Annotated in this window: 24 protein-coding genes; 22 read left to right on the forward strand and 2 right to left on the reverse strand. The window is 55.1% G+C overall.

Going from position 1 to position 17,189, the window contains the following annotated elements:
• Positions 1-19 precede the first annotated feature (19 nt).
• Positions 20-574 carry a hypothetical protein gene (locus HG66A1_RS10995; protein WP_145183340.1) on the reverse strand — a complete coding sequence of 185 codons (555 nt, stop codon included), beginning with the start codon at positions 572-574 and terminating at the stop codon, positions 20-22.
• A 481-nt stretch (positions 575-1,055) separates the two neighbouring features.
• Here HG66A1_RS10995 and HG66A1_RS11000 point away from each other — a divergent pair, with 481 nt between their 5' ends.
• From HG66A1_RS11000 to HG66A1_RS11085, 18 genes are all read left to right on the forward strand, one after another.
• Positions 1,056-1,751 carry a response regulator transcription factor gene (locus HG66A1_RS11000; RefSeq protein WP_145183343.1) on the forward strand — a complete coding sequence of 232 codons (696 nt, stop codon included), beginning with the start codon at positions 1,056-1,058 and terminating at the stop codon, positions 1,749-1,751.
• Entirely contained in the window at positions 1,748-3,148 is a 1,401-nt protein-coding gene (locus HG66A1_RS11005) for an ATP-binding protein (protein ID WP_145183346.1), read from the forward strand. The genes HG66A1_RS11000 and HG66A1_RS11005 overlap by 4 nt, the downstream gene beginning before the upstream one ends.
• 161 nt (positions 3,149-3,309) lie before the next feature.
• On the forward strand, positions 3,310-3,762 hold the full coding sequence (locus HG66A1_RS11010) for a DUF3592 domain-containing protein (protein ID WP_145183349.1): 453 nt from the start codon (positions 3,310-3,312) through the stop codon (positions 3,760-3,762).
• Between the two features lie 35 nt (positions 3,763-3,797).
• The gene (locus HG66A1_RS11015) at positions 3,798-4,124 is read left to right on the forward strand and encodes a hypothetical protein (RefSeq protein ID WP_145183352.1); all 327 of its coding nucleotides are present in this window, start codon (positions 3,798-3,800) and stop codon (positions 4,122-4,124) included.
• Positions 4,125-4,179: 55 nt separating this feature from the next.
• Positions 4,180-4,491, forward strand: a complete 312-nt coding sequence (locus tag HG66A1_RS11020) for a hypothetical protein (protein ID WP_145183355.1) — start codon at positions 4,180-4,182, stop codon at positions 4,489-4,491.
• A gap of 73 nt (positions 4,492-4,564) precedes the next feature.
• Complete coding sequence (locus HG66A1_RS11025) at positions 4,565-4,849, forward strand: hypothetical protein (protein ID WP_145183358.1); 285 nt, start codon at positions 4,565-4,567, stop codon at positions 4,847-4,849.
• Between the two features lie 3 nt (positions 4,850-4,852).
• The gene (locus HG66A1_RS11030) at positions 4,853-5,071 is read left to right on the forward strand and encodes a hypothetical protein (RefSeq protein ID WP_145183361.1); all 219 of its coding nucleotides are present in this window, start codon (positions 4,853-4,855) and stop codon (positions 5,069-5,071) included.
• A 74-nt stretch (positions 5,072-5,145) separates the two neighbouring features.
• Entirely contained in the window at positions 5,146-5,484 is a 339-nt protein-coding gene (locus HG66A1_RS11035; protein ID WP_145183363.1) for a VOC family protein, read from the forward strand.
• Positions 5,485-5,514: 30 nt separating this feature from the next.
• Positions 5,515-6,108 (forward strand): DUF4291 domain-containing protein, encoded by a 594-nt coding sequence (locus HG66A1_RS11040; RefSeq protein ID WP_145183366.1) that lies wholly within the window; start codon positions 5,515-5,517, stop codon positions 6,106-6,108.
• 46 nt (positions 6,109-6,154) lie between these two features.
• The gene (locus HG66A1_RS11045; RefSeq protein WP_145183369.1) at positions 6,155-7,015 is read left to right on the forward strand and encodes an alpha/beta fold hydrolase; all 861 of its coding nucleotides are present in this window, start codon (positions 6,155-6,157) and stop codon (positions 7,013-7,015) included.
• Positions 7,016-7,020: 5 nt separating this feature from the next.
• Positions 7,021-7,770 (forward strand): hypothetical protein, encoded by a 750-nt coding sequence (locus tag HG66A1_RS11050; protein ID WP_145183372.1) that lies wholly within the window; start codon positions 7,021-7,023, stop codon positions 7,768-7,770.
• 168 nt (positions 7,771-7,938) lie between these two features.
• Complete coding sequence (locus HG66A1_RS11055) at positions 7,939-8,406, forward strand: hypothetical protein (protein ID WP_145183374.1); 468 nt, start codon at positions 7,939-7,941, stop codon at positions 8,404-8,406.
• A 12-nt stretch (positions 8,407-8,418) separates the two neighbouring features.
• A complete protein-coding gene (locus HG66A1_RS11060) occupies positions 8,419-8,943 on the forward strand; it encodes a hypothetical protein (RefSeq protein ID WP_145183376.1) in 525 nt (174 codons plus the stop codon).
• 5 nt (positions 8,944-8,948) lie between these two features.
• On the forward strand, positions 8,949-9,191 hold the full coding sequence (locus HG66A1_RS11065) for a DUF6868 family protein (protein WP_145183379.1): 243 nt from the start codon (positions 8,949-8,951) through the stop codon (positions 9,189-9,191).
• Positions 9,192-9,214: 23 nt separating this feature from the next.
• Entirely contained in the window at positions 9,215-9,856 is a 642-nt protein-coding gene (locus HG66A1_RS11070) for a hypothetical protein (protein ID WP_145183381.1), read from the forward strand.
• Positions 9,857-9,933: 77 nt separating this feature from the next.
• Positions 9,934-10,440, forward strand: a complete 507-nt coding sequence (locus HG66A1_RS11075; RefSeq protein WP_145183384.1) for a hypothetical protein — start codon at positions 9,934-9,936, stop codon at positions 10,438-10,440.
• A gap of 527 nt (positions 10,441-10,967) precedes the next feature.
• On the forward strand, positions 10,968-11,417 hold the full coding sequence (locus tag HG66A1_RS11080; RefSeq protein WP_145183387.1) for a hypothetical protein: 450 nt from the start codon (positions 10,968-10,970) through the stop codon (positions 11,415-11,417).
• Positions 11,418-11,446: 29 nt separating this feature from the next.
• Positions 11,447-11,866, forward strand: coding sequence for a hypothetical protein (locus HG66A1_RS11085; RefSeq protein WP_145183390.1), 420 nt, complete (start codon positions 11,447-11,449; stop codon positions 11,864-11,866).
• Here the strand turns inward: HG66A1_RS11085 and HG66A1_RS11090 are convergent.
• Positions 11,854-13,557, reverse strand: coding sequence for a right-handed parallel beta-helix repeat-containing protein (locus tag HG66A1_RS11090; RefSeq protein WP_145183393.1), 1,704 nt, complete (start codon positions 13,555-13,557; stop codon positions 11,854-11,856). The two genes, HG66A1_RS11085 and HG66A1_RS11090, sit on opposite strands and share 13 nt — an antisense overlap.
• Before the next feature lie 193 nt (positions 13,558-13,750).
• Between HG66A1_RS11090 and HG66A1_RS11095 the strand changes: the two genes are divergently transcribed.
• From HG66A1_RS11095 to pcp, 4 genes are all read left to right on the forward strand, one after another.
• The gene (locus tag HG66A1_RS11095) at positions 13,751-14,380 is read left to right on the forward strand and encodes a macro domain-containing protein (RefSeq protein ID WP_145183396.1); all 630 of its coding nucleotides are present in this window, start codon (positions 13,751-13,753) and stop codon (positions 14,378-14,380) included.
• A gap of 31 nt (positions 14,381-14,411) precedes the next feature.
• Positions 14,412-14,759, forward strand: a complete 348-nt coding sequence (locus tag HG66A1_RS11100; RefSeq protein WP_145183399.1) for a hypothetical protein — start codon at positions 14,412-14,414, stop codon at positions 14,757-14,759.
• A gap of 123 nt (positions 14,760-14,882) precedes the next feature.
• Positions 14,883-16,382: an SDR family oxidoreductase gene (locus HG66A1_RS11105; RefSeq protein WP_145183402.1), complete on the forward strand. Its 1,500-nt coding sequence runs from the start codon at positions 14,883-14,885 to the stop codon at positions 16,380-16,382.
• A gap of 105 nt (positions 16,383-16,487) precedes the next feature.
• Entirely contained in the window at positions 16,488-17,156 is a 669-nt protein-coding gene (pcp, locus tag HG66A1_RS11110; RefSeq protein ID WP_145183405.1) for a pyroglutamyl-peptidase I, read from the forward strand.
• Positions 17,157-17,189: the final 33 nt, after the last annotated feature.

Below are 17,189 nucleotides of genomic sequence, written 5' to 3' on the forward strand. Positions count from 1 at the left end.
GCGCCTGATCTGCGGAGCGTTACATCAGGCGCTCTTCGTTTCGCAGGAGTTCGGTGCAGACTTCACTCGCCGGTAGTAAGACGGCCAGTTTTTCGCTGCTGTTGAGGCGGATCACGCCGCTGGTCAGGACGTCTTTCAGGTAGTAGCTGACTTCGACTGCTTCCCAGTCGAGACGGAAGTGGGAGCCAGCCATCCCCAGTGGGTTGCAGACATCAGTGGCTGCGGCCTGGCGGGGAATCAGCGTCAGGCGACGGCCCGGGTTCTGGCGGTGCAGCAGGTCTTCGAGTTGAACGGGAAGCGATTCATCCAGAAGCAGCACAACATCCGCGATCCCCTGCCCGTTGGCCTTATCAAAACGATGCAGGATCGCGGCCAGTTCTTCAGATGAAGCGTAGCGATGGATTTCCACCTGCGAGGCTTCCCGGGCCGACCAGAGGTGGATTGAATCGTTTAATTCGCGGGTGGCACTGATTTCCAGAGCGTGTGCACGGTCGATCCGATACTGCCGGTCTGACGCAGAAGCCGGATTCGGTGTCGAGAACATGTCATTGATAAAACTGGTGAGCGTAGTCATCTCTTTTTTCCTTTTCGATGCGGAATAGTAGTAGTATCGGTAATTCAGGGGGGCAGACTAAAATTCGGTCTGGGGTGTATGCGATCCCGGTGACGAATTGCCGGCCTGGCGATGCTGCGAATCGGCTAACTTGATTCCTGCAGGGAATCTCTGTTCTATGTGTCGGGCCAGAAGCGGCACCGCTTCAGCAGTCAATAGACAGCGGGAAAAGATCGGCTGAGGGGGACTGCTCTCGGAGTCAGTTCTCCTGGAGAATGTTGAAGATATAGCAGACATGCGGCGTTCCTTTTCAAAAGGTCGGGTAAAACGGCAGGAGCCGTGCGATTCAAAAGCATTATCGTCACAGGACTTAAAGCCACGCTGAAGCAAAGATAAAATCCACTTCATCTTTCATGGCGTTGGGAAAGGAGTGCGTATAATGCCTGTGCAGGAGACCTGTTGACGCGAGAGATACATACGATTTGAGTCAAAGGCATTTGAGATGAGCAGCCGGATTTTGATAGTGGAAGACGAAGAAAAGATTGCCGATTTCCTGGTGCGGGGACTGGCCGAAGAGGGATATGCGGTTGATCATGCGGAAGATGGACGTGTGGGCTGGCTGCTGTTGAATAATGAGACCTGGGACCTGGTGATTCTTGACTGGTGGCTGCCGGTGGAAGACGGGATTCAACTGCTGCGTCGCTTTCGCCAGAAAAATCGTACGACGCCGGTGCTCTTCCTCACGGCCCGGGACGCGGTGAGCGAACGTGTCACGGGGCTGGATGCGGGGGCCGACGATTATCTCACCAAACCCTTTGCGTTCGAGGAACTGCTGGCGCGGGTCCGGGCGTTGTTACGACGTCCGGGGCAGTCCAGCTCGGTGGTGATTGAGTTCGAAGACATCCGGGCCGACCTGGAAACACAAAGAGTCACACGGGCCGGTCAGACGCTGGAGCTCACGACTAAAGAGTTTTCGCTGCTGCTGTTCTTTCTGAGGAATCCGGGCAAGGTGCTCTCGCGGACACGGATCTACGATACCGTCTGGGACGATGCTTACGACGGGCTGTCGAATACCCTGGAGGTGCATATCAAGGAACTCAGGCACAAGCTTGAAGCCTGCGGCCCCCGTGTGATCCAGACCTTGCGGGGCCGGGGTTACATTCTGGAAGCAGCTTCCGTTGAGGAGGGACTGCGATGAAGCTGACCACGCGGGTTTCCCGGTTCTTTCTGATCGCGCTGGCTGTCATCCTGGTGGGTAATTCCCTGATCTTGTATGGCGTGGCGCGGACTTATCTGGAACATCATTTCGATGAACAGCTCGACGCCTTACTGCACGTTCTGGTGGCAGCGGCGGAGGTGGAGAGTGACGATGTTAAATTCGAAGCGACCGATCATTACGTGGCCGATGAAACTTCCTCCGGCAATGCATTCTGGCTGATTGTATCCGGGGACGGTCGCGTGATTGCGCATTCGGAGAATTATCACGCTGCGACGGGAACGGCTCCTCAGGGGCATTCCGAACAGCCGCTGATTCCTGATCCGGAAGCGTATCAACAGTCTGGCTGGCGGATTGTGACCCATCATCTGGCGGCTCCCGATCCGAAGCCGGTGGAAGAACGCTCGTCGCTGGAGCATGCTGAGTTGACGGTGATCGCTGCGAGCAGGCTATCGCCGTTACAAAGTACCCTGTTCTGGCTGGCCGTGGTTTTGATTGTACTGCCGGCGTTCTGCTGGCTGATCGCGGCGTTACTGGGCAGGCGCTTTTGTGAGCAGGCCTTGAAGCCCATTCGCCAGCTGGCCGATGAAGTGCGTCAACTCGATGTGCGGGACCCCCGCGCCCGACTGGATGTACCTGCCACCGCGGATGAACTGGAAGAACTGGGAGGGGCTTTTAACGAACTGCTGGATCAGCTGTTTCAGGAATACGAACATCAAAGACGGTTCGCGGGAAACACGGCGCACCAGTTGCGTACGCCGCTGACGGTGATGCAGGGACAGGTGGATGTGGCTTTGCGACGTCCGCGGAGTGTTGAAGAATACCAGGAGACGCTGGCTTCAGTCAGTTCTGCGAGTCGTTCTCTGAACCGGACCGTCGATGCTCTGCTCTTCCTGGCGCGACCGGCGGGGGATGAACCGATTCCCGATCTGCAGCAAGTCGATTTGTCGGCCTGGTTGCGTGCGGAGTTGAACCTCTGGCAGCAGAATGACCGCGGAGACGATCTGGTCTGCGAGAGTGAATCAGGGTTAATCTGTGAGACCTCCCCTGCACTGCTGGGGCAGATCCTGGAGATCCTCGTTTCGAATGCCTTTAAGTACAGCGAACCGGGAACGCCGGTCACGGTGCACGCGAAGCGGCAAGGCGATCGAATCGAGTTGGCGGTGCAGGATCAGGGAATGGGGATCGCGGAGGAAGATCGGGAATCGATTTTCGAACCCTTTTTCCGTACCCGCCAGGCGCGGCGACAGGCTTCCCCGGGGACAGGGCTGGGATTGGCGCTGGCACAGCATATCGCGACGGCGCTGCGTCTCGAACTACATTGTGAGAGTCGGCTCGGTGAAGGCAGCCGCTTTGTGTTGTCGATTCCTTCCCGGTAGGCCATCAATGCCTGTATCTGTTCAAGGGTATGCTTAATTTCCCTGAAACCAGGATAATTGCTTGACCGCTTCTGTACAGGTGTTGTGTGGTTGTTTATTCTGGGCCTGCTTATGGATTAACAACTTCAGATGACACCTCCAGATGAAAGCTGCCCGAGATAATGGATACCGATGAAGAGATGCGCCAGTTGAAATCGATGGCGAAATGGGTTTTGATTGGTTTAGTGGTCTTTATTTCCTCCGGATATTATGCGTTTCAGGAACTCAAGTTCATGATCTGGGGCCAGACTGCAGAGGCCACAGTAACGAATGTATTTGAGACATCTGAGCGGCGAAAACCACTGCTGGCGGTCGAGTATACATTTACGGATGAGGAAGGTCAGCATCACAGTGAGCGTGACGATGTGCCACGCAGCTGGCCGAAACCGGGGCCGAAGGTGACAGTGCAGTATCTGTCGGGTGTGGAGGACTCATCACGCCTGGAAGGACATTCCAGCAGCACAGCTGTCTGGGTCTTTCTGACATGTTGCGGATTGATGGCGTTTGGCTGCTTCAAGCTGTACCAGATGGCCAGCGAAGCCGTCGATGGCCCGCCCCGCAGGAGACGACGATAGCGTGATCCCGGAGCGGATCGGGAAGTGTGGTAGCGATGAATGATTTGAAGCCGAACGAAAATGCGTGGAGATGGGAAGGACTCCCCCCGATCCGCAAGCAGTGGGTTGGCAATGGTGAAGCGGTCCTGTCACTTGTCTGCCTGGTTTCGCTCTTTCTGTTCTGCTCCCCGCCCGGCCACCTGACCCGGGAATCACAGATCCCCTGGATGTTGTTCGTGATTCTGGGGCTGGGGATCGGGCTGAGTGTGGGAGGCATGCGCTTTGGGAGCCTGCCCGGTTATCTGATCGGGATTGTATCGCTGGTGATTCAGCTGCTGATCCTGGCCTTACTCTGTTTAGTCCTGTATACCAATTTCGACTGAGCTGACTGTCTTCCTGTTGTTAAAGAGTGATACTAACAGAAAACGAGTTACCTTGATGGCTGAAACAGAGTCTGAACAGGCTGAAGCGACGGCTGCTGTGCCCCGCTCTCGCTGGAAACACTGGGTGGGCAACTGCGAAGGGCTCCTGGCGCTTTTCTGCCTGATCTGGCTCTTTCGTCCAGGATATATCTCTAGAGGTGAAATTCCCTGGCAACTTTTTATCACGATGGCACTGGGATTCGGATTCTCGATTGGGGGCATCCGGTTCGGAGGAACTTTGGGAAGGCCCGCCGGACTGGTGGCACTCGTTTGTCTTTCAATTCTGATGCTGATTATTCTCGTTACCAGCATCCCCTATTTCTTCTGAACAGCATGGCGACAGACGTCTTCTCAGTAGTTCAAGCACCGCAGCTTCAGGATTCCCCAGGGGATTTCTCAACATGACACCGGAAATTCTGTTTCAGCAAACCTCTGATTTCTATCAATGTTTGATTCACCCGGATCTGGAGGATGTCGATTTTCGACGAGAACTGGAGGCCTTCCGTGGGCTGCGAGCAGAACTGGATCGAGAACTGGCACTCACCCTCATCCAGGAAAGTAACTGGCGGACTCGCCTGCTGGGGCTGGCGGTAGGGGCGTTGCTCAGGGAATGGTCGCTGGCGCCAGTGGTGCTGGAGTTGATTCGGCAGCCGACGGGGATCTCGATTGTCCCAGCGGGGGCCTAGTTGATGGTGCAACACCAGCAAGCCCCTTCTCTGTCGCCGGAAATTGATGGGATTGAATTTAATACGGGACAGTTTGACGGTGAGGTGGGCTGGATACTGACACGGTTGCAGGCACAGATTGATGGAACCTTGACTGTCGACCCCGACGAAGTGGGCCCGAACTCCGGTCAGTCGCTGCAGAGCCAGCTGGCTTTGTACAAGCGGCTTTGCTCGGAAAACTGAATTCCGGCGAACGTCTGACGGATGGTGGTGTCTCAACTGGCGTCTATTCTACTTTGAGCCTTACTGGAGAGACCATGTCTGCCAAACTGAATCTGCTGGTGCTGCGCTGCCAGGACCTGTCTGCCTCAAAAAAGTTTTATGAGCAACTGGGATTTCAATTCCACAAAGAGCAGCATCGGACCGGACCGGTACACTATGCTGCGCAGCTGGAAGAGATGGTATTTGAACTGTATCCACTCAAGCCGGGAGCAGCCGTTGATCAGACTCGATTAGGGTTCCGATTGTCGATCGAGGGAGATTTGAAGGAGAGACTGGATCGGGCCGGGATCGAAATTTGTGATTTTACTCATCATCCCAAGTATTCGGTGTATGTCGTACAAGACCCGGATGGCAGGAAGGTGGTGCTCTCCTGATCCTTGACTAAAGAATGTGTGAGAAACCAGATGGCCCGTCTGTATGAAATTCGAGCAGACTATGATCGCGAGACGATCGTTGTGTACCAGGCCTATGCAGATCCGATTGCGGATGCGGCGCTTGAGGCACAGACGTTTGTGCGTCCGTTTTCGTTTAAGCGGATGACGTGGATCAAGCCTTCGTTTTTATGGCTGATGCATCGCAGTCACTGGGGACAGAAAACGGGACAGACGCGGATTCTGGCGGTCCGTATCACCCGTGCCGGCTGGGAACGTGCGCTCTCACTGGGTGAGCTGACATCTCCCGAACGGGGCGTCTATCGCTCTGCAGCCGAGTGGGAACGGAAATTTCAGTCCGCGCCCGTGCATATTCAATGGGACACGGAACGGAGTTCCCGCGGAGCGGCTCTGCCCTGCTTCAGTATTCAGGTGGGCCTCAGTCGTCACATTATTCGCGAATTTGTCGAGGAGTGGATTGTCGGCATTGAAGATCTGACGCCACGGGTTCGTAAGTGGAATGCGATTCGTGTCGGGAGCAGCCGCAGTCTGAAACGGGAGCTGCCGGGCGAAAAAGTTTATCCGGTGCCTGGGGAATTAACTCGAAAGCTGTTGATTTCCGACTGAGATGGTTTACAAGTGGAGGAAACCAGAACGGAAGGCAGGTTAAGCAATGGCGAGAAGCGAATCCGGAACGTTCACAACCTCGGACGGGGTGAATCTGCAATACCTGACTGCCGGTGCGGGACCGCCTCTGGTGATCCTGCCCGGCTGGTCGCAGTCGGCGGCGCTGTTTCAGCGGCAACTGGATGACTTGAGTGACAGGTGCCGCTGCCTGGTACTGGATCCGCGCGGGCATGGGGAGTCGGCCAAACCGGATTATGGTTATCGCGTCTCCCGCCTGGCAATGGATTTGCGCGAGTTGCTGCAGGCGTTGGATCTGCAGGATGTGATTCTGCTCGGTCATTCCGCGGGTTGTGCTGTAATCTGGAATTACCTGGATCTGTTCGGCGAAGCGGGATTAAGTGGCCTGGTGCTTTGTGATCAGATGATTGCCCGCATCCGTCGGCCGGAATGGTCGGAAGCCGAATGCCGCCTGTATGGGGCCGAGGCAAGCGGCGATGAAGTCCTCGCGCAGGCAGAGCTGATCGGCAGCAAAGAGGGACCGGCCAAGACGGGCGAATTCCTGGCGAGCATGTTTACCGAGAGTTTCTCTGAAGCGGATCTGGTGCAGGTGATTCAGGAGAGCCTGAAGTTTCCCCGCCCGTATGCTGCGGAACTGCTGCTGAGTGTGAGTGCCGCCGACTATCGTGATCTGCTGCCCCGGATTTTGCTGCCAACCCTCTGTATCGGCGGAGAAGCCAGCCACCTGGGACCTGAGGTCATGCCCTGGATTGCGGAGCAGATTCCCCGTGGCCAGGTCGAGATGATTGCTGCGGATGCGGGAGGCAGTCACTTCATGTACCTGGAGAATCCGGAAACTTTCAACAGTGTTGTCAGAGACTTTGTTAATCAACTGACTGAAGGTAAATGACCGGCATGCGGAAACTGGCCTTGGGCAGAATCGTTGGTTTGCTGCTGACAGTGCTGTCACTGGGCATCGCTGTTCTGTCCGGGTATGAATCCTGGAGATTCAATCAGACTGTTCACGGGTGGGATATCGCCCGGCCGATGGAGACAGCGATTGATTTGTCACGAACGGGAGCGGTCACGGTTCCCTTTGATCAGACCTGTTCGGTTTCGCATGGGGAAGCTGTCTATCTTGATTGTGATCTCCGAGATGACACGGGACAGGTCCCTGAAGAGTTGCTTAAGGGGCTGTCAGGGAAGTTGGTAATCACAAATGCAGCGGGCGAGGAAATCGTACGCAGATCACTGATGAATGATGGAGGAGTGCCGCCTGGCGAACCGATCGTATATCGGGGACGGCCTGGTGGTGAGATCATGCTGGTAAATCTGCCGACCTTTGCAGCAGGAAAGTATTCCGCGACAATTACCGTTGATCAGCCAGCACCGGCACTTGCTGGATATCAGCAGACCGTTTATGCGAGATACCAGTTATGCGGACTGGAGCAGATGCCTGTGGCGATCCTGGGTTTTATTGCGTTCTGTGCGGGTTTTGTGGCTCTGGTCAGCGGCAGTACCACGCTTCCCGGATGGTGGCGCCACGGTATCTGGAAGCCGTTCTCTCCGGATGAGACAGAGGCCGAAGATTCCACTACGCTAAAAGAGGATTCGAGTGAAACGGATTCGTCCGATTCAGAACCGCCGCGAGAATTGTTTTTCTGACATCGAGCTACCGATTAATGACTGCGATCGAATTCGGAATCTGCTAGACTCATGCGCAGCAGGCACACTTGAGGAGAATCTCCCGCCGATTCTCTGATGAATCTGACAACGGCATGCGGGCTCCTGGTCAAGCCGTTGTCGAAACCTTTGACTGGTGAGAGGTGTCTGATGAGTCTGTTCGCTGTCGGTTTACGTAGCACACCGGATGACCTGCTGGCGATTCTGGGGCTTGCGATTGCATTGTCGGCCTATCTGTCGGGGATCCGCTTATATGCAAGGCAGAGAATTGCTGACATTCCAGAAAATGATCCACAGAGGGACGAAAGAAAGCGGAAGATTCAGATCAAACTGGCGTGGTTGACTTTAGCCGATGCGCCCATGGTCTTCTCTGCTTTTCTGCTCGGGTTGACTGTTTTATGGTATCCGGTGACGGGGTTTAAACCTTATGCCTCGTTTGTACCATTGGGCATGGGGTTGTTTCTGTTTGCAGGCGTGGCGATGGTGATTCAACATATGCTGGCCTGGTACGATACACTTTCAGAACTGATTGAGCAGGTGGCGTTAAATATCATGCTGGTCATGTTGATCGTGGCGGGAGTGCTCTGGTGGATTTTTCTGTATCTGGAACAGCATTAGAGGAACTTGTGGATGGCGATGGAAGATCTGAAAAGGGATCTGGAAGCAGTCGCAGGTCAACCGGTTTCTGACCTGCAGGCGGTCTATGATCGACATTCGGAAGAGCCGGCGCTGGGAACAGAGCTGGTCTCGTTGCTGGCTGATCCTCAATTGCAGAAGCCGGCCAGCTGGCTGTTGAGGCGGCATCTGGAAGCGGGACACACATTGAGTGTCTCCCAGGCGAAGCCGCTGTTTCGGGCTCTGTCGGGATTGCAGGACTGGGAGACGCGCCTGCAGGTGCTGCAGAGCCTGTCTTACCTGCCGATCGGAAAGCGGGAGGTCAAACCGCTGGAGGCCTTCTTAAGAGATTGCCTGGAGAGTGAGAACAAGTTTGTGCGTGCCTGGGCCTATCACGGGTTTCATGAACTGGCGCTGCAACATGCGCAATTCCAGGATGAGGTTGATCGTCTGCTGGAACGGGCACTGGAAGACGAGGCAGCGTCGATCAAGGCGCGGGTACGAAATATTCTGAAGCAGAAACTCAAACATCAGAGGTGAGCGACATGGATCTGACGACGTTGACCAGCTTCTTCATGTGGTGTTCCATTTTCAACGGGGGGCTGCTGGTATTGTGGACGCTCAGTTTTCTGTTGATGCCGGATCTGGTGTACCGGACCCAGAAACGCTGGTTTCCTCTCCCCAGGGAGACCTTTGATGTGGTAATGTATGTTTTCGTAGGCGCGTTCAAGCTGCTGTTTCTGGTGTTCAATCTGGTGCCTTATCTGGCGCTGTTGATGATCGGGTGATGTCGAGTATGGTGAGAGTCTAAATGACGGAATTAGAGTCTACTGACAATACGGAAATCATTTTCTCGATGCGTTTCCTGTTGATCATCTACTTTATCTGGGTCTGCCCTTTTACGTTCTTTGGCCTTTGTGTGAATGAAGCTGATATCAGTGCAGGAAATGCCCCAAGTTTTCCCTTTTTGTCTCCGATCGGTGCTGAGGGGATTTTTGAACTTCTGTTCTTTCCCGTTGCAACTCTGTCAGATTTATTCATCCTGCTGTGGCTATTACGTTTCTGTTTACCTCAGTCCTTGAAGCACAAGTTAGTCTGGGAAGCTTCTGCGGCGTATCAACAGGATGATGTAATTAAGAATGATAAATTAGCAGTCTGTTCCCCTTTTCTGGCTCTGCTGGGGACAGTAGTGCTTTCCTATGCTAAGTCGCATATTCGAGTGGATGGTTCTCGCCGACAACCCGTGGTAACGTGGGAAGGACCTGCTGCAGAGTATTTTGAGAGGTTGCTTGCTTTGGGGTGGACATTGTCTTACTTGGCAGGGATTTTAGGATTAGTTTCTTTCGCCTGCTTCTCCACTCGAAAGAACTGGATGGCTATTGTCGGTGCTGTCGTAGGATACGGTAATATCTTTGGCAGTTTTGTAATTGCTTGCGCGATTTATGAAGACTGATCGATAGAGGATAGATTATTAGCTGCCCTGCTACGCGCTTTTTGCGGGGCGAAAGTTGAATAGAAGTGTGAACACTTATGACAGGACAACCATTCAGGGATGGTAATGGTCCCCTGCCCGGCGAACGGGATTTTGATCCGCACGAAGGCGATCTGGACGCGCTGGTGGCCTGGGAGAACTTTGGTGGGTTGACGTTGCAGGAAGCCTATCAGAGATTTCAGGAAAATCCCTTTGTCTACCAGGAAGATTTCATGTGGATGGGGGGGAAAGCGTTTGCTTATTATTTCCCGGTACTGGAGCGTTATCTGCTGGTTACGCCGGTCTGGGGAGCAGATGAGGAAGCCGAGTGGTGCCAGGTGTATGGACTGGGAGCTGCGATCCAGTTTCAGTTTTCCGATGACTGTCTGCCGGAAGTGCGAGAGCTGGTGCCCCGCGTGTTTCCCCTGGTCGCGCAGGTCAAAGAGTCGATCGAAGCCTATGTCGACAGCGGACACCCTTATTATTCCGATCCGGAAATGCAGCAGCATGTCATCCGCGAATGGAATGAACTGGAAACCCATCTGCAGCAGTTCCAGAATAAATGAGCGCTTGAGGGTGCGCCGTCTCTCCTGTTCCCAGGATCGAGACAAAGTCACGCACTGATTCTACGCAAGCGACAGGCAAGGTGTGGGAACGACGTTCAAAAATGTTGCTGTTCGTGATCGGCATGAATCTTGCAACTCCTCTCCTGCATGCTCATCTCGTATGGAATGCTGAAACGGAAACAGAGAGTTGCAGTCTGGATTGACTGTTGGTTCTTCTCGACTGTGTGTTTCCTGCATGACATCTTGAGCAGAATGCAGAATCAGGCCGGTGCGGAAAGGTTTTGCATGTGTTGTGCAGGATGCTGCAGTGTGAGCCGGTGACATGCTGCAGAAATGGAATTCGTTGATTTGACGATTTAAAATTGCCTTTCTCAGAGATGAGAGATTGATTTATGATCCACAGGTCAACGGGAGCGGAAACTGGCATACAGCGGATGCGATGACTGTGGATTCCATTTGTTTTTCCTGACTGGTATCTGTCATCACCTGTCGATCCGTTCGGCATTATTTTTAAATGAGGCATTCCCATGAAAAAAGACATTCTGAAAAACGTCGTGTTGTATTGTGGCGGGGCGCTCTGCTGTGTGATTCTGTTATTCTGGTCGCTGGACTCGTTCAACGGCGCGCAGGGGCACTGGGAGGCCGAGATTGGTCAGGCGGAACAGCAACTTGCGCTGACGCTCAGACTGGCGGGCCGCGAAGACCGGACGCTGCGTCGGCAGGTGGTGTTTTCCGATCAGGCAGCTAACGCTCATCCGGCGGGAACGTTTACACTCCCCGAACAGGCGGAACAGATGCGAGGTAACAAACTGACGTTTGAAGACACGACCATTCTGCCCGGACGCGTGACGTTTGAATGGGAAGGACATCACTTTGATCTGATGTTGAACAGCCTGACGGTTGATGGCAAACAGTACGACTGGAAGAATCAGCAGCCGATTGCACTGGTCAAACGAGCGGATATACGCGAGCTGTAAGTGTTTTCCAAACGTAGATTTCAGACTAGATGAAAACCGGGAGTGAAGCATTGGCGCTGGATATTGGGCTGGAGTCGATTGAAGGGGGGACGGATCCGCTTGACCGGACGCTGATAGTCAGTCTGGAAGCTGGGGAAATGGCGTTTTTGTATGATCCCTTTCAGACATTCTTTGCAAAGACCGGACTGGTTATTGAGCCGTACGAAGATACCCGAATTTCGGGTGAAGACCTGAAGATCTTCGAACGGCTGCTGCTGGAGACAATGCGTGTCGTGGAATCCAGGCCGGAACAGTGGGAAGAATTCACGGAGTTGCAGTATCACCCGCAGGAAGTGAAGATCTACACGACACTCTTTCGGTCAGGGCTGCTGCAGAAATTAAACGGACTCGTGGAGCTGACCCGGGCCGCAAATACAGCGCAGCGGGTGCTCTTCTTTTATGGTGATTGATTTTTATCAGGGGCTGTATCCGGTTTGCGTAATGCATTTCCTTTCACGGTACCTGCCTGGCCTGTCAGCGTGAGGACTTCTACTTGGGGATCGCTGGAGACTGCTACATTGTTGAAGACATGCGCCGGGGCTTGGGGATTCTGAATCAGCAGTGCCGTGCGGTGGAAGTCTGTGATATGGTTGAGGGAGGCCATCACGGTCGCTTCACTGGCACTGAGCGCGTGACGCCAGTGATGGAAGCGATTGCCTGTGAGCGTGACCTCCGCACCGGGCAGTGCCCAGACCCCAAAGTTGGGGGGACCGACTTTGCGGAGGGAGGTCCCCGCGAATTCATTGTTTTCCGCCCGCAGTTTCCCAGCGACGCGAATGCCGGCGACTCCCCCGCCGCGAATGGTATTTCCGGTGAGGGTGACATCAGCGCCCGCGAAGACCATGAGAATGGGAGGCAGACCTCCCTGGCGAGCGAATTCATTTCCCAGGAACAGGACGGTCCAGCCTGAGTGGACGCCGGCGGCGACTTGCGCGTTGTCGATGATGCGGTTGTTGACTACTGTGGATCGCCCCGATTTACAGTCAGCGAAACCGAGACCTGCGGTTTTGTTGTGATGACAATAATTGTTGATGAGTGTGGTGACAGCATCGCCTTGCTGACCGATGCCGGACTGTCCATTCTGATAACATTCATTGCCGATGATGGTAGGAGAGGCGTGTGACTGAGAGCCGATGCCCGCCAGGCGGTTCTGGTAGCAGCGATTATTACGGATCAGCGGTGCGGCAGACTCGCTGGCGCCGATACCAGCCATGCCGTTGTCATAGCACTCGTTGTCTTCAATCAGGGGACGCGTATTGGCGCCGGTGCGGGAGCCAATGCCGGCACGACGGTTGCGGTAGCATTTATTACCACGCACGAGGGGGCAGGAACCTTCACTGATGCCGATCCCGGCGCGGATGTTTTCGAAGCAGGTATTATTGATGACGGTCGGGCTGGCATCGTCGTGTCCGATGCCCGCATAGAAGTTTTCGAAGCAGGTATTCTCTTCGATAACCGCCTGTGAGTCATGCATGGAGCCGATGCCGCCACCCATGTTGCGGTAACAGACATTGCGATAAATGTGTGGGGTACAGCGCTTGCCTGCGGTCGCCTGGGCAGCGATGCCGGTATAGCCGATGTGATGGACGATGTTGTTCTGAACCGTGCAGGTGACGTCCATGATGGCGATACCCGGGGTGCCCGGAGCACCGATGTGTTCGTGCGACTGCTGTTCGCCCCGCGTGGCGTGATGGTGGTTCCATTTCTGTTCGTCGTAGACGCCGACACCCGTGATGGTGAATCCATCCAGCACGGCGTTCTCTGCCAGCAGGACACCGGCACCCTCTTTCTGTCTGCTGCCGTCAATGATTGTGGTTTCGGCTCTTTTCAGGCCCCGTTCTCCCCTGCTCTCATCGCCGACGCTTTTGAGTGTAAGGCCCGGTTTCAGACGCAGGCGTTCATAGTAGGTTCCAGCCGCGACCAGGACGGTGTCTCCCGGTTGGGCGGCATCGATGGCGGATTGAATCGTCTGATACTTTTCGGGAACGGACAGTGTGTCCGCTGGTAGTGTTCTGGGATGTACGCAGAGTGTCAGCAGACAGGTCAGGGACAGCAGAGAGAGACGCGGGAGCGGGGCGGGAAGATGGTTGCGCGAGCACATGGCGGTTACTCCTCAACGCGGCAGGTGGGGAATATTGTTCTGCATCCAAGCTACCAGATTGAACGGGGGGATCAAGCTGTTTCGTGTCCGTTTGGGAACACTGCACCACGACAGGGTTACTGGTAGTCGATTGACCAGTAAGGGCCGTCTCTAGTAAAATACCATTCTATCCAAGAAAGGACCCCTTCTCTTTATGTCTTTACCCCTTGATCTCTGGCTGATTCATCCCGAAGCGGAAATGTGTGAGGCGTTTCGGGATCGTTTTCAGGAACTCCCCCATGTGACGGTAATGGAATGCCGTTTTGAAGACCTGCCCCCGCACGACTGTTTTGTAACTGCGGCGAATTCGTTTGGCATCATGAATGCCGGCATTGATGCCGCGGTGGTCAATTTCCACGGTTATGACCTGATGAAACGGATCCAGCACCGGATTCTGGATCTGTACCTGGGAGAACAGCCGCTGGGAACGTCGTTTATTGAGCCGACGGGAAATCCCGATTATCCCTATGTGGCTCACAGTCCAACGATGCGCGTCCCCGGTTCGATCTCCGGGACGGATAAAGTGTATGCAGCGACCTGGGCGTCCCTGCTGGCCGTGTATCAGCACAACATCAGCCAGGAAGACGAAGCTGCCAAAATTAAAACGGTGGCCTTTCCTGCGATGGGGGCTGGCTTTGGATGCGTACCCTATCGGGAAGTGGCCCGGCAGATGGCCGTGGCGTATCAGCATTACCTGGATCCGCCACATCGGATGGACTGGCAGGCGGTGATTCGCCGTCAACAGGCGATTGCCTACGATGAGGGGCAGCAGGTGGTTCGCTGAGAATTTCAATACAGGAGTTGGGAGACACAAGATGAATGCTGAAGAATTTGTCGCGTGCTGCAAACGGGAGAAAGAGACACTGCTGAAGCTGTTTCAGGATTCCAAGAGTGGCTTGGCCGTGTCGGAGGGCATCGCCGCGTTGCAGCTTTCAGAGGAACAGTCCCGGCTGATGAATCAGATTCTGGACGGAGTGCTGACGGATGTATTTTACACATTGTTGGTGGGGCTGGATGGAGGTGCCAGTCTGGGTGGTGTGCAACAGACCTACAAAATCTATGACGAGCAGGATCAGTTGATTTCCGATTGCGGCGATCTGGAAGCAGCCGCCTGGGAACAGTTTCACGGTAAGGCGGATTCGGAAGAGAACACCGCCGACTGATATCATTTCTGCTGAAAATACGAATTTCCTCCTCAACATCAGTGCGGGCGAGACTATAACACCTGATGGAGCTGCAGGAAGCTCCAATTGTGTTCTGTTCCGTTCTTAAGGAATGTTGATGTCATGCCTGAACTGTCTGCTGCTGACGCATCTGAGTTGATCCTGTTGACTGGCGCCACCGGATATGTGGGGGGACGGTTGCTGCAGGTGCTGGAATCGCGGGGGGCCCGGCTGCGTTGCCTGGCGCGGCGACCAGAGGTGCTGCGGGAGCGGGTCTCTGAGACCACGGAGGTGGTTTACGGGGATGTACTGGAACCGGAGACGCTGCTACCGGCATTGACCGGAGTGAAGGTGGCGTATTATCTGATTCACTCGATGGGCGAGTCCGGTTCGTTTGAGGAGAACGACCGGCGGGCTGCGGAACATTTTGCACGGGCTGCCCGGGAAGCGGGCGTGGAACGGATTATCTACCTGGGAGGTCTGGGGGATGAAGCAGAGTCGCTCTCACCTCACCTGCGGAGTCGGCAGGAAGTGGGGCGGATTCTCAGGTCGTCTGGAGTGCCGGTGATTGAATTCCGGGCGTCGATTGTGATCGGCTCGGGGAGTCTGTCGTTTGAAATGATTCGGTCGCTGGTGGAACGCTTGCCCGTGATGATCACGCCGAAGTGGGTGATGCGGGCCGCGCAGCCCATTGCGATTGAGGACTTGATCGCCTATCTGACTGAGGCCCTCGAAATTCCCTTGCCGGAAAGTCAGACCTTTGAGATCGGTGGTGCCGATCAGGTTTCTTATGCTGAGATCATGCGGGTGTATGCCCGCTGCCGGGGGATGCGGGTGCGGATGATTTCGGTGCCCGTGCTGACGCCTTATCTGTCGAGTCTGTGGCTGGGACTGGTGACACCCTTGTATGCACGCATTGGTCGCAAGTTGATCGAGAGTATTGTGCATTCCACAGTGGTCCAGGATGAGCGTGCGCGGGATGCCTTTTCGATCGAGCCGATGGGAATCGAATCTGCGATTCAGCGGGCGCTGAACAACGAGGAACGTGAATTCGCGGAGACACGCTGGTCGGACGCGGTTTCGTCATCGGGACAAGTGCGGTCGTGGAGTGGTGTGCGATTTGGCAACCGGCTGGTCGACGCTCGGAGCACCACGGTGGCGTGTCCTCCCGAGATTGCGTTTCAGCCGATTCAGCGGATCGGGGGTAAGTCAGGCTGGTATGCCTGCAACTGGCTCTGGCATCTGCGGGGCTGGATGGATCTGCTGGTGGGCGGCATTGGTGTGCGGCGTGGTCGTGCGCATCCGGAGCGGCTGCGCGTCGGGGATACGGTCGATTTCTGGCGAGTGGAAGCGTTTGAGCCGAACCGTCGCCTGCGACTGGCGGCCGAGATGAAGCTGCCGGGTCGCGCCTGGCTGGAGTTCGAAGTTAAAGAGGATGCGCAGGGTTCGACGATCTCTCAGACGGCGATATTTGATCCGGTGGGACTGTGGGGGCGGCTGTACTGGTATGCGGTCTGTCCGCTGCATTATTTCGTGTTTGCGGGGATGCTGAAGAATATCGCCCGGGCGGCGGAAGGGATCCAGGGGGCTGAATCTTCTTCCAAGCCTTCTCTTTCCCGGTAGCCCCCCTGCTCTGATTTTCGTTATGGCATTGTACGGCCGTTCTGTTTTAAGATAGTTCTGTCTACGGTTGTGTCCGTCAGTCTATAACGAATAAGGGAGCCTGCGATGACGAAAGTCTTACTCACCGGTTTTGAAGCCTATGGTTATACTCCGGTCAATCCTGCGGAATCGGTGGCGCGGGCGCTGGACGGGGCCGTCGTGGGTGGCGCTGAGATTGTTTCGTGCATTGTGCCGAACGCATTTTTTAAATGCATCGATGTCGTGAAAGCGGCGATTGAGGAAGTCCAGCCGGAACTGGTCGTGATGATGGGGGAATACGGGGGCCGGTCGATGATCACCGTGGAACGCCTGGCACAGAATCTGAATGACGGGACACGTTACGGCCTGGTAGATAAAGCGGGGCGTGCAATGCAGGGAGGACTGACGGCTGCCGACGGTCCGGCCGCATATTACACAACGCTGCCGATTCGGGCGATGGTTCAGGCGATGCGGGATGCGGGAATCCCGGCTGACATTTCGGATGCAGCGGGAACGTTCTGCTGTAATCATCTAATGTATGGGGTCCTGCATTATCTGTCCCAGAGTGAATCGTCGATCCGGGCGGGCTGGATTCATCTCCCCTTTTTACCCGAGGTGGCGGCACGCGTGGAGAACCTGGGCGAACCCAGCATGTCGGCGGAAACATCGACTGAGGGAGTGCGGATGGGCATTGAAGCAGCGTTGACTCATCCAGAAGACATTGATGCAGCGAGCCCTTCCCGGCTGCAGATCTGAACAATTTTCTTGACCGATGTGATGAAAGAATGG

It is taken from the genome of Gimesia chilikensis (assembly GCF_007744075.1).
Classification (GTDB): Bacteria; Planctomycetota; Planctomycetia; order Planctomycetales; family Planctomycetaceae; genus Gimesia; species Gimesia chilikensis_A.

Bases quoted from the DNA above. Each gene is read 5' to 3' on its own strand.
- HG66A1_RS11090 (WP_145183393.1), bottom strand. From the start codon at position 13,557: ATGTGCTCGCGCAACCATCTTCCCGCCCCGCTCCCGCGTCTCTCTCTG.
- HG66A1_RS11020 (WP_145183355.1), top strand. From the start codon at position 4,180: ATGGCTGAAACAGAGTCTGAACAGGCTGAAGCGACGGCTGCTGTGCCC.
- HG66A1_RS11070 (WP_145183381.1), top strand. From the start codon at position 9,215: ATGACGGAATTAGAGTCTACTGACAATACGGAAATCATTTTCTCGATG.
- HG66A1_RS11010 (WP_145183349.1), top strand. From the start codon at position 3,310: ATGGATACCGATGAAGAGATGCGCCAGTTGAAATCGATGGCGAAATGG.
- HG66A1_RS11045 (WP_145183369.1), top strand. From the start codon at position 6,155: ATGGCGAGAAGCGAATCCGGAACGTTCACAACCTCGGACGGGGTGAAT.
- HG66A1_RS11005 (WP_145183346.1), top strand. From the start codon at position 1,748: ATGAAGCTGACCACGCGGGTTTCCCGGTTCTTTCTGATCGCGCTGGCT.
- HG66A1_RS11040 (WP_145183366.1), top strand. From the start codon at position 5,515: ATGGCCCGTCTGTATGAAATTCGAGCAGACTATGATCGCGAGACGATC.
- HG66A1_RS11015 (WP_145183352.1), top strand. From the start codon at position 3,798: ATGAATGATTTGAAGCCGAACGAAAATGCGTGGAGATGGGAAGGACTC.
- HG66A1_RS11030 (WP_145183361.1), top strand. From the start codon at position 4,853: ATGGTGCAACACCAGCAAGCCCCTTCTCTGTCGCCGGAAATTGATGGG.
- HG66A1_RS11055 (WP_145183374.1), top strand. From the start codon at position 7,939: ATGAGTCTGTTCGCTGTCGGTTTACGTAGCACACCGGATGACCTGCTG.
- HG66A1_RS11050 (WP_145183372.1), top strand. From the start codon at position 7,021: ATGCGGAAACTGGCCTTGGGCAGAATCGTTGGTTTGCTGCTGACAGTG.
- HG66A1_RS11080 (WP_145183387.1), top strand. From the start codon at position 10,968: ATGAAAAAAGACATTCTGAAAAACGTCGTGTTGTATTGTGGCGGGGCG.
- HG66A1_RS11085 (WP_145183390.1), top strand. From the start codon at position 11,447: ATGAAAACCGGGAGTGAAGCATTGGCGCTGGATATTGGGCTGGAGTCG.
- HG66A1_RS11095 (WP_145183396.1), top strand. From the start codon at position 13,751: ATGTCTTTACCCCTTGATCTCTGGCTGATTCATCCCGAAGCGGAAATG.
- HG66A1_RS11065 (WP_145183379.1), top strand. From the start codon at position 8,949: ATGGATCTGACGACGTTGACCAGCTTCTTCATGTGGTGTTCCATTTTC.
- HG66A1_RS11000 (WP_145183343.1), top strand. From the start codon at position 1,056: ATGAGCAGCCGGATTTTGATAGTGGAAGACGAAGAAAAGATTGCCGAT.
- pcp (WP_145183405.1), top strand. From the start codon at position 16,488: ATGACGAAAGTCTTACTCACCGGTTTTGAAGCCTATGGTTATACTCCG.
- HG66A1_RS11105 (WP_145183402.1), top strand. From the start codon at position 14,883: ATGCCTGAACTGTCTGCTGCTGACGCATCTGAGTTGATCCTGTTGACT.
- HG66A1_RS11100 (WP_145183399.1), top strand. From the start codon at position 14,412: ATGAATGCTGAAGAATTTGTCGCGTGCTGCAAACGGGAGAAAGAGACA.
- HG66A1_RS11035 (WP_145183363.1), top strand. From the start codon at position 5,146: ATGTCTGCCAAACTGAATCTGCTGGTGCTGCGCTGCCAGGACCTGTCT.
- HG66A1_RS11025 (WP_145183358.1), top strand. From the start codon at position 4,565: ATGACACCGGAAATTCTGTTTCAGCAAACCTCTGATTTCTATCAATGT.
- HG66A1_RS10995 (WP_145183340.1), bottom strand. From the start codon at position 574: ATGACTACGCTCACCAGTTTTATCAATGACATGTTCTCGACACCGAAT.
- HG66A1_RS11075 (WP_145183384.1), top strand. From the start codon at position 9,934: ATGACAGGACAACCATTCAGGGATGGTAATGGTCCCCTGCCCGGCGAA.
- HG66A1_RS11060 (WP_145183376.1), top strand. From the start codon at position 8,419: ATGGCGATGGAAGATCTGAAAAGGGATCTGGAAGCAGTCGCAGGTCAA.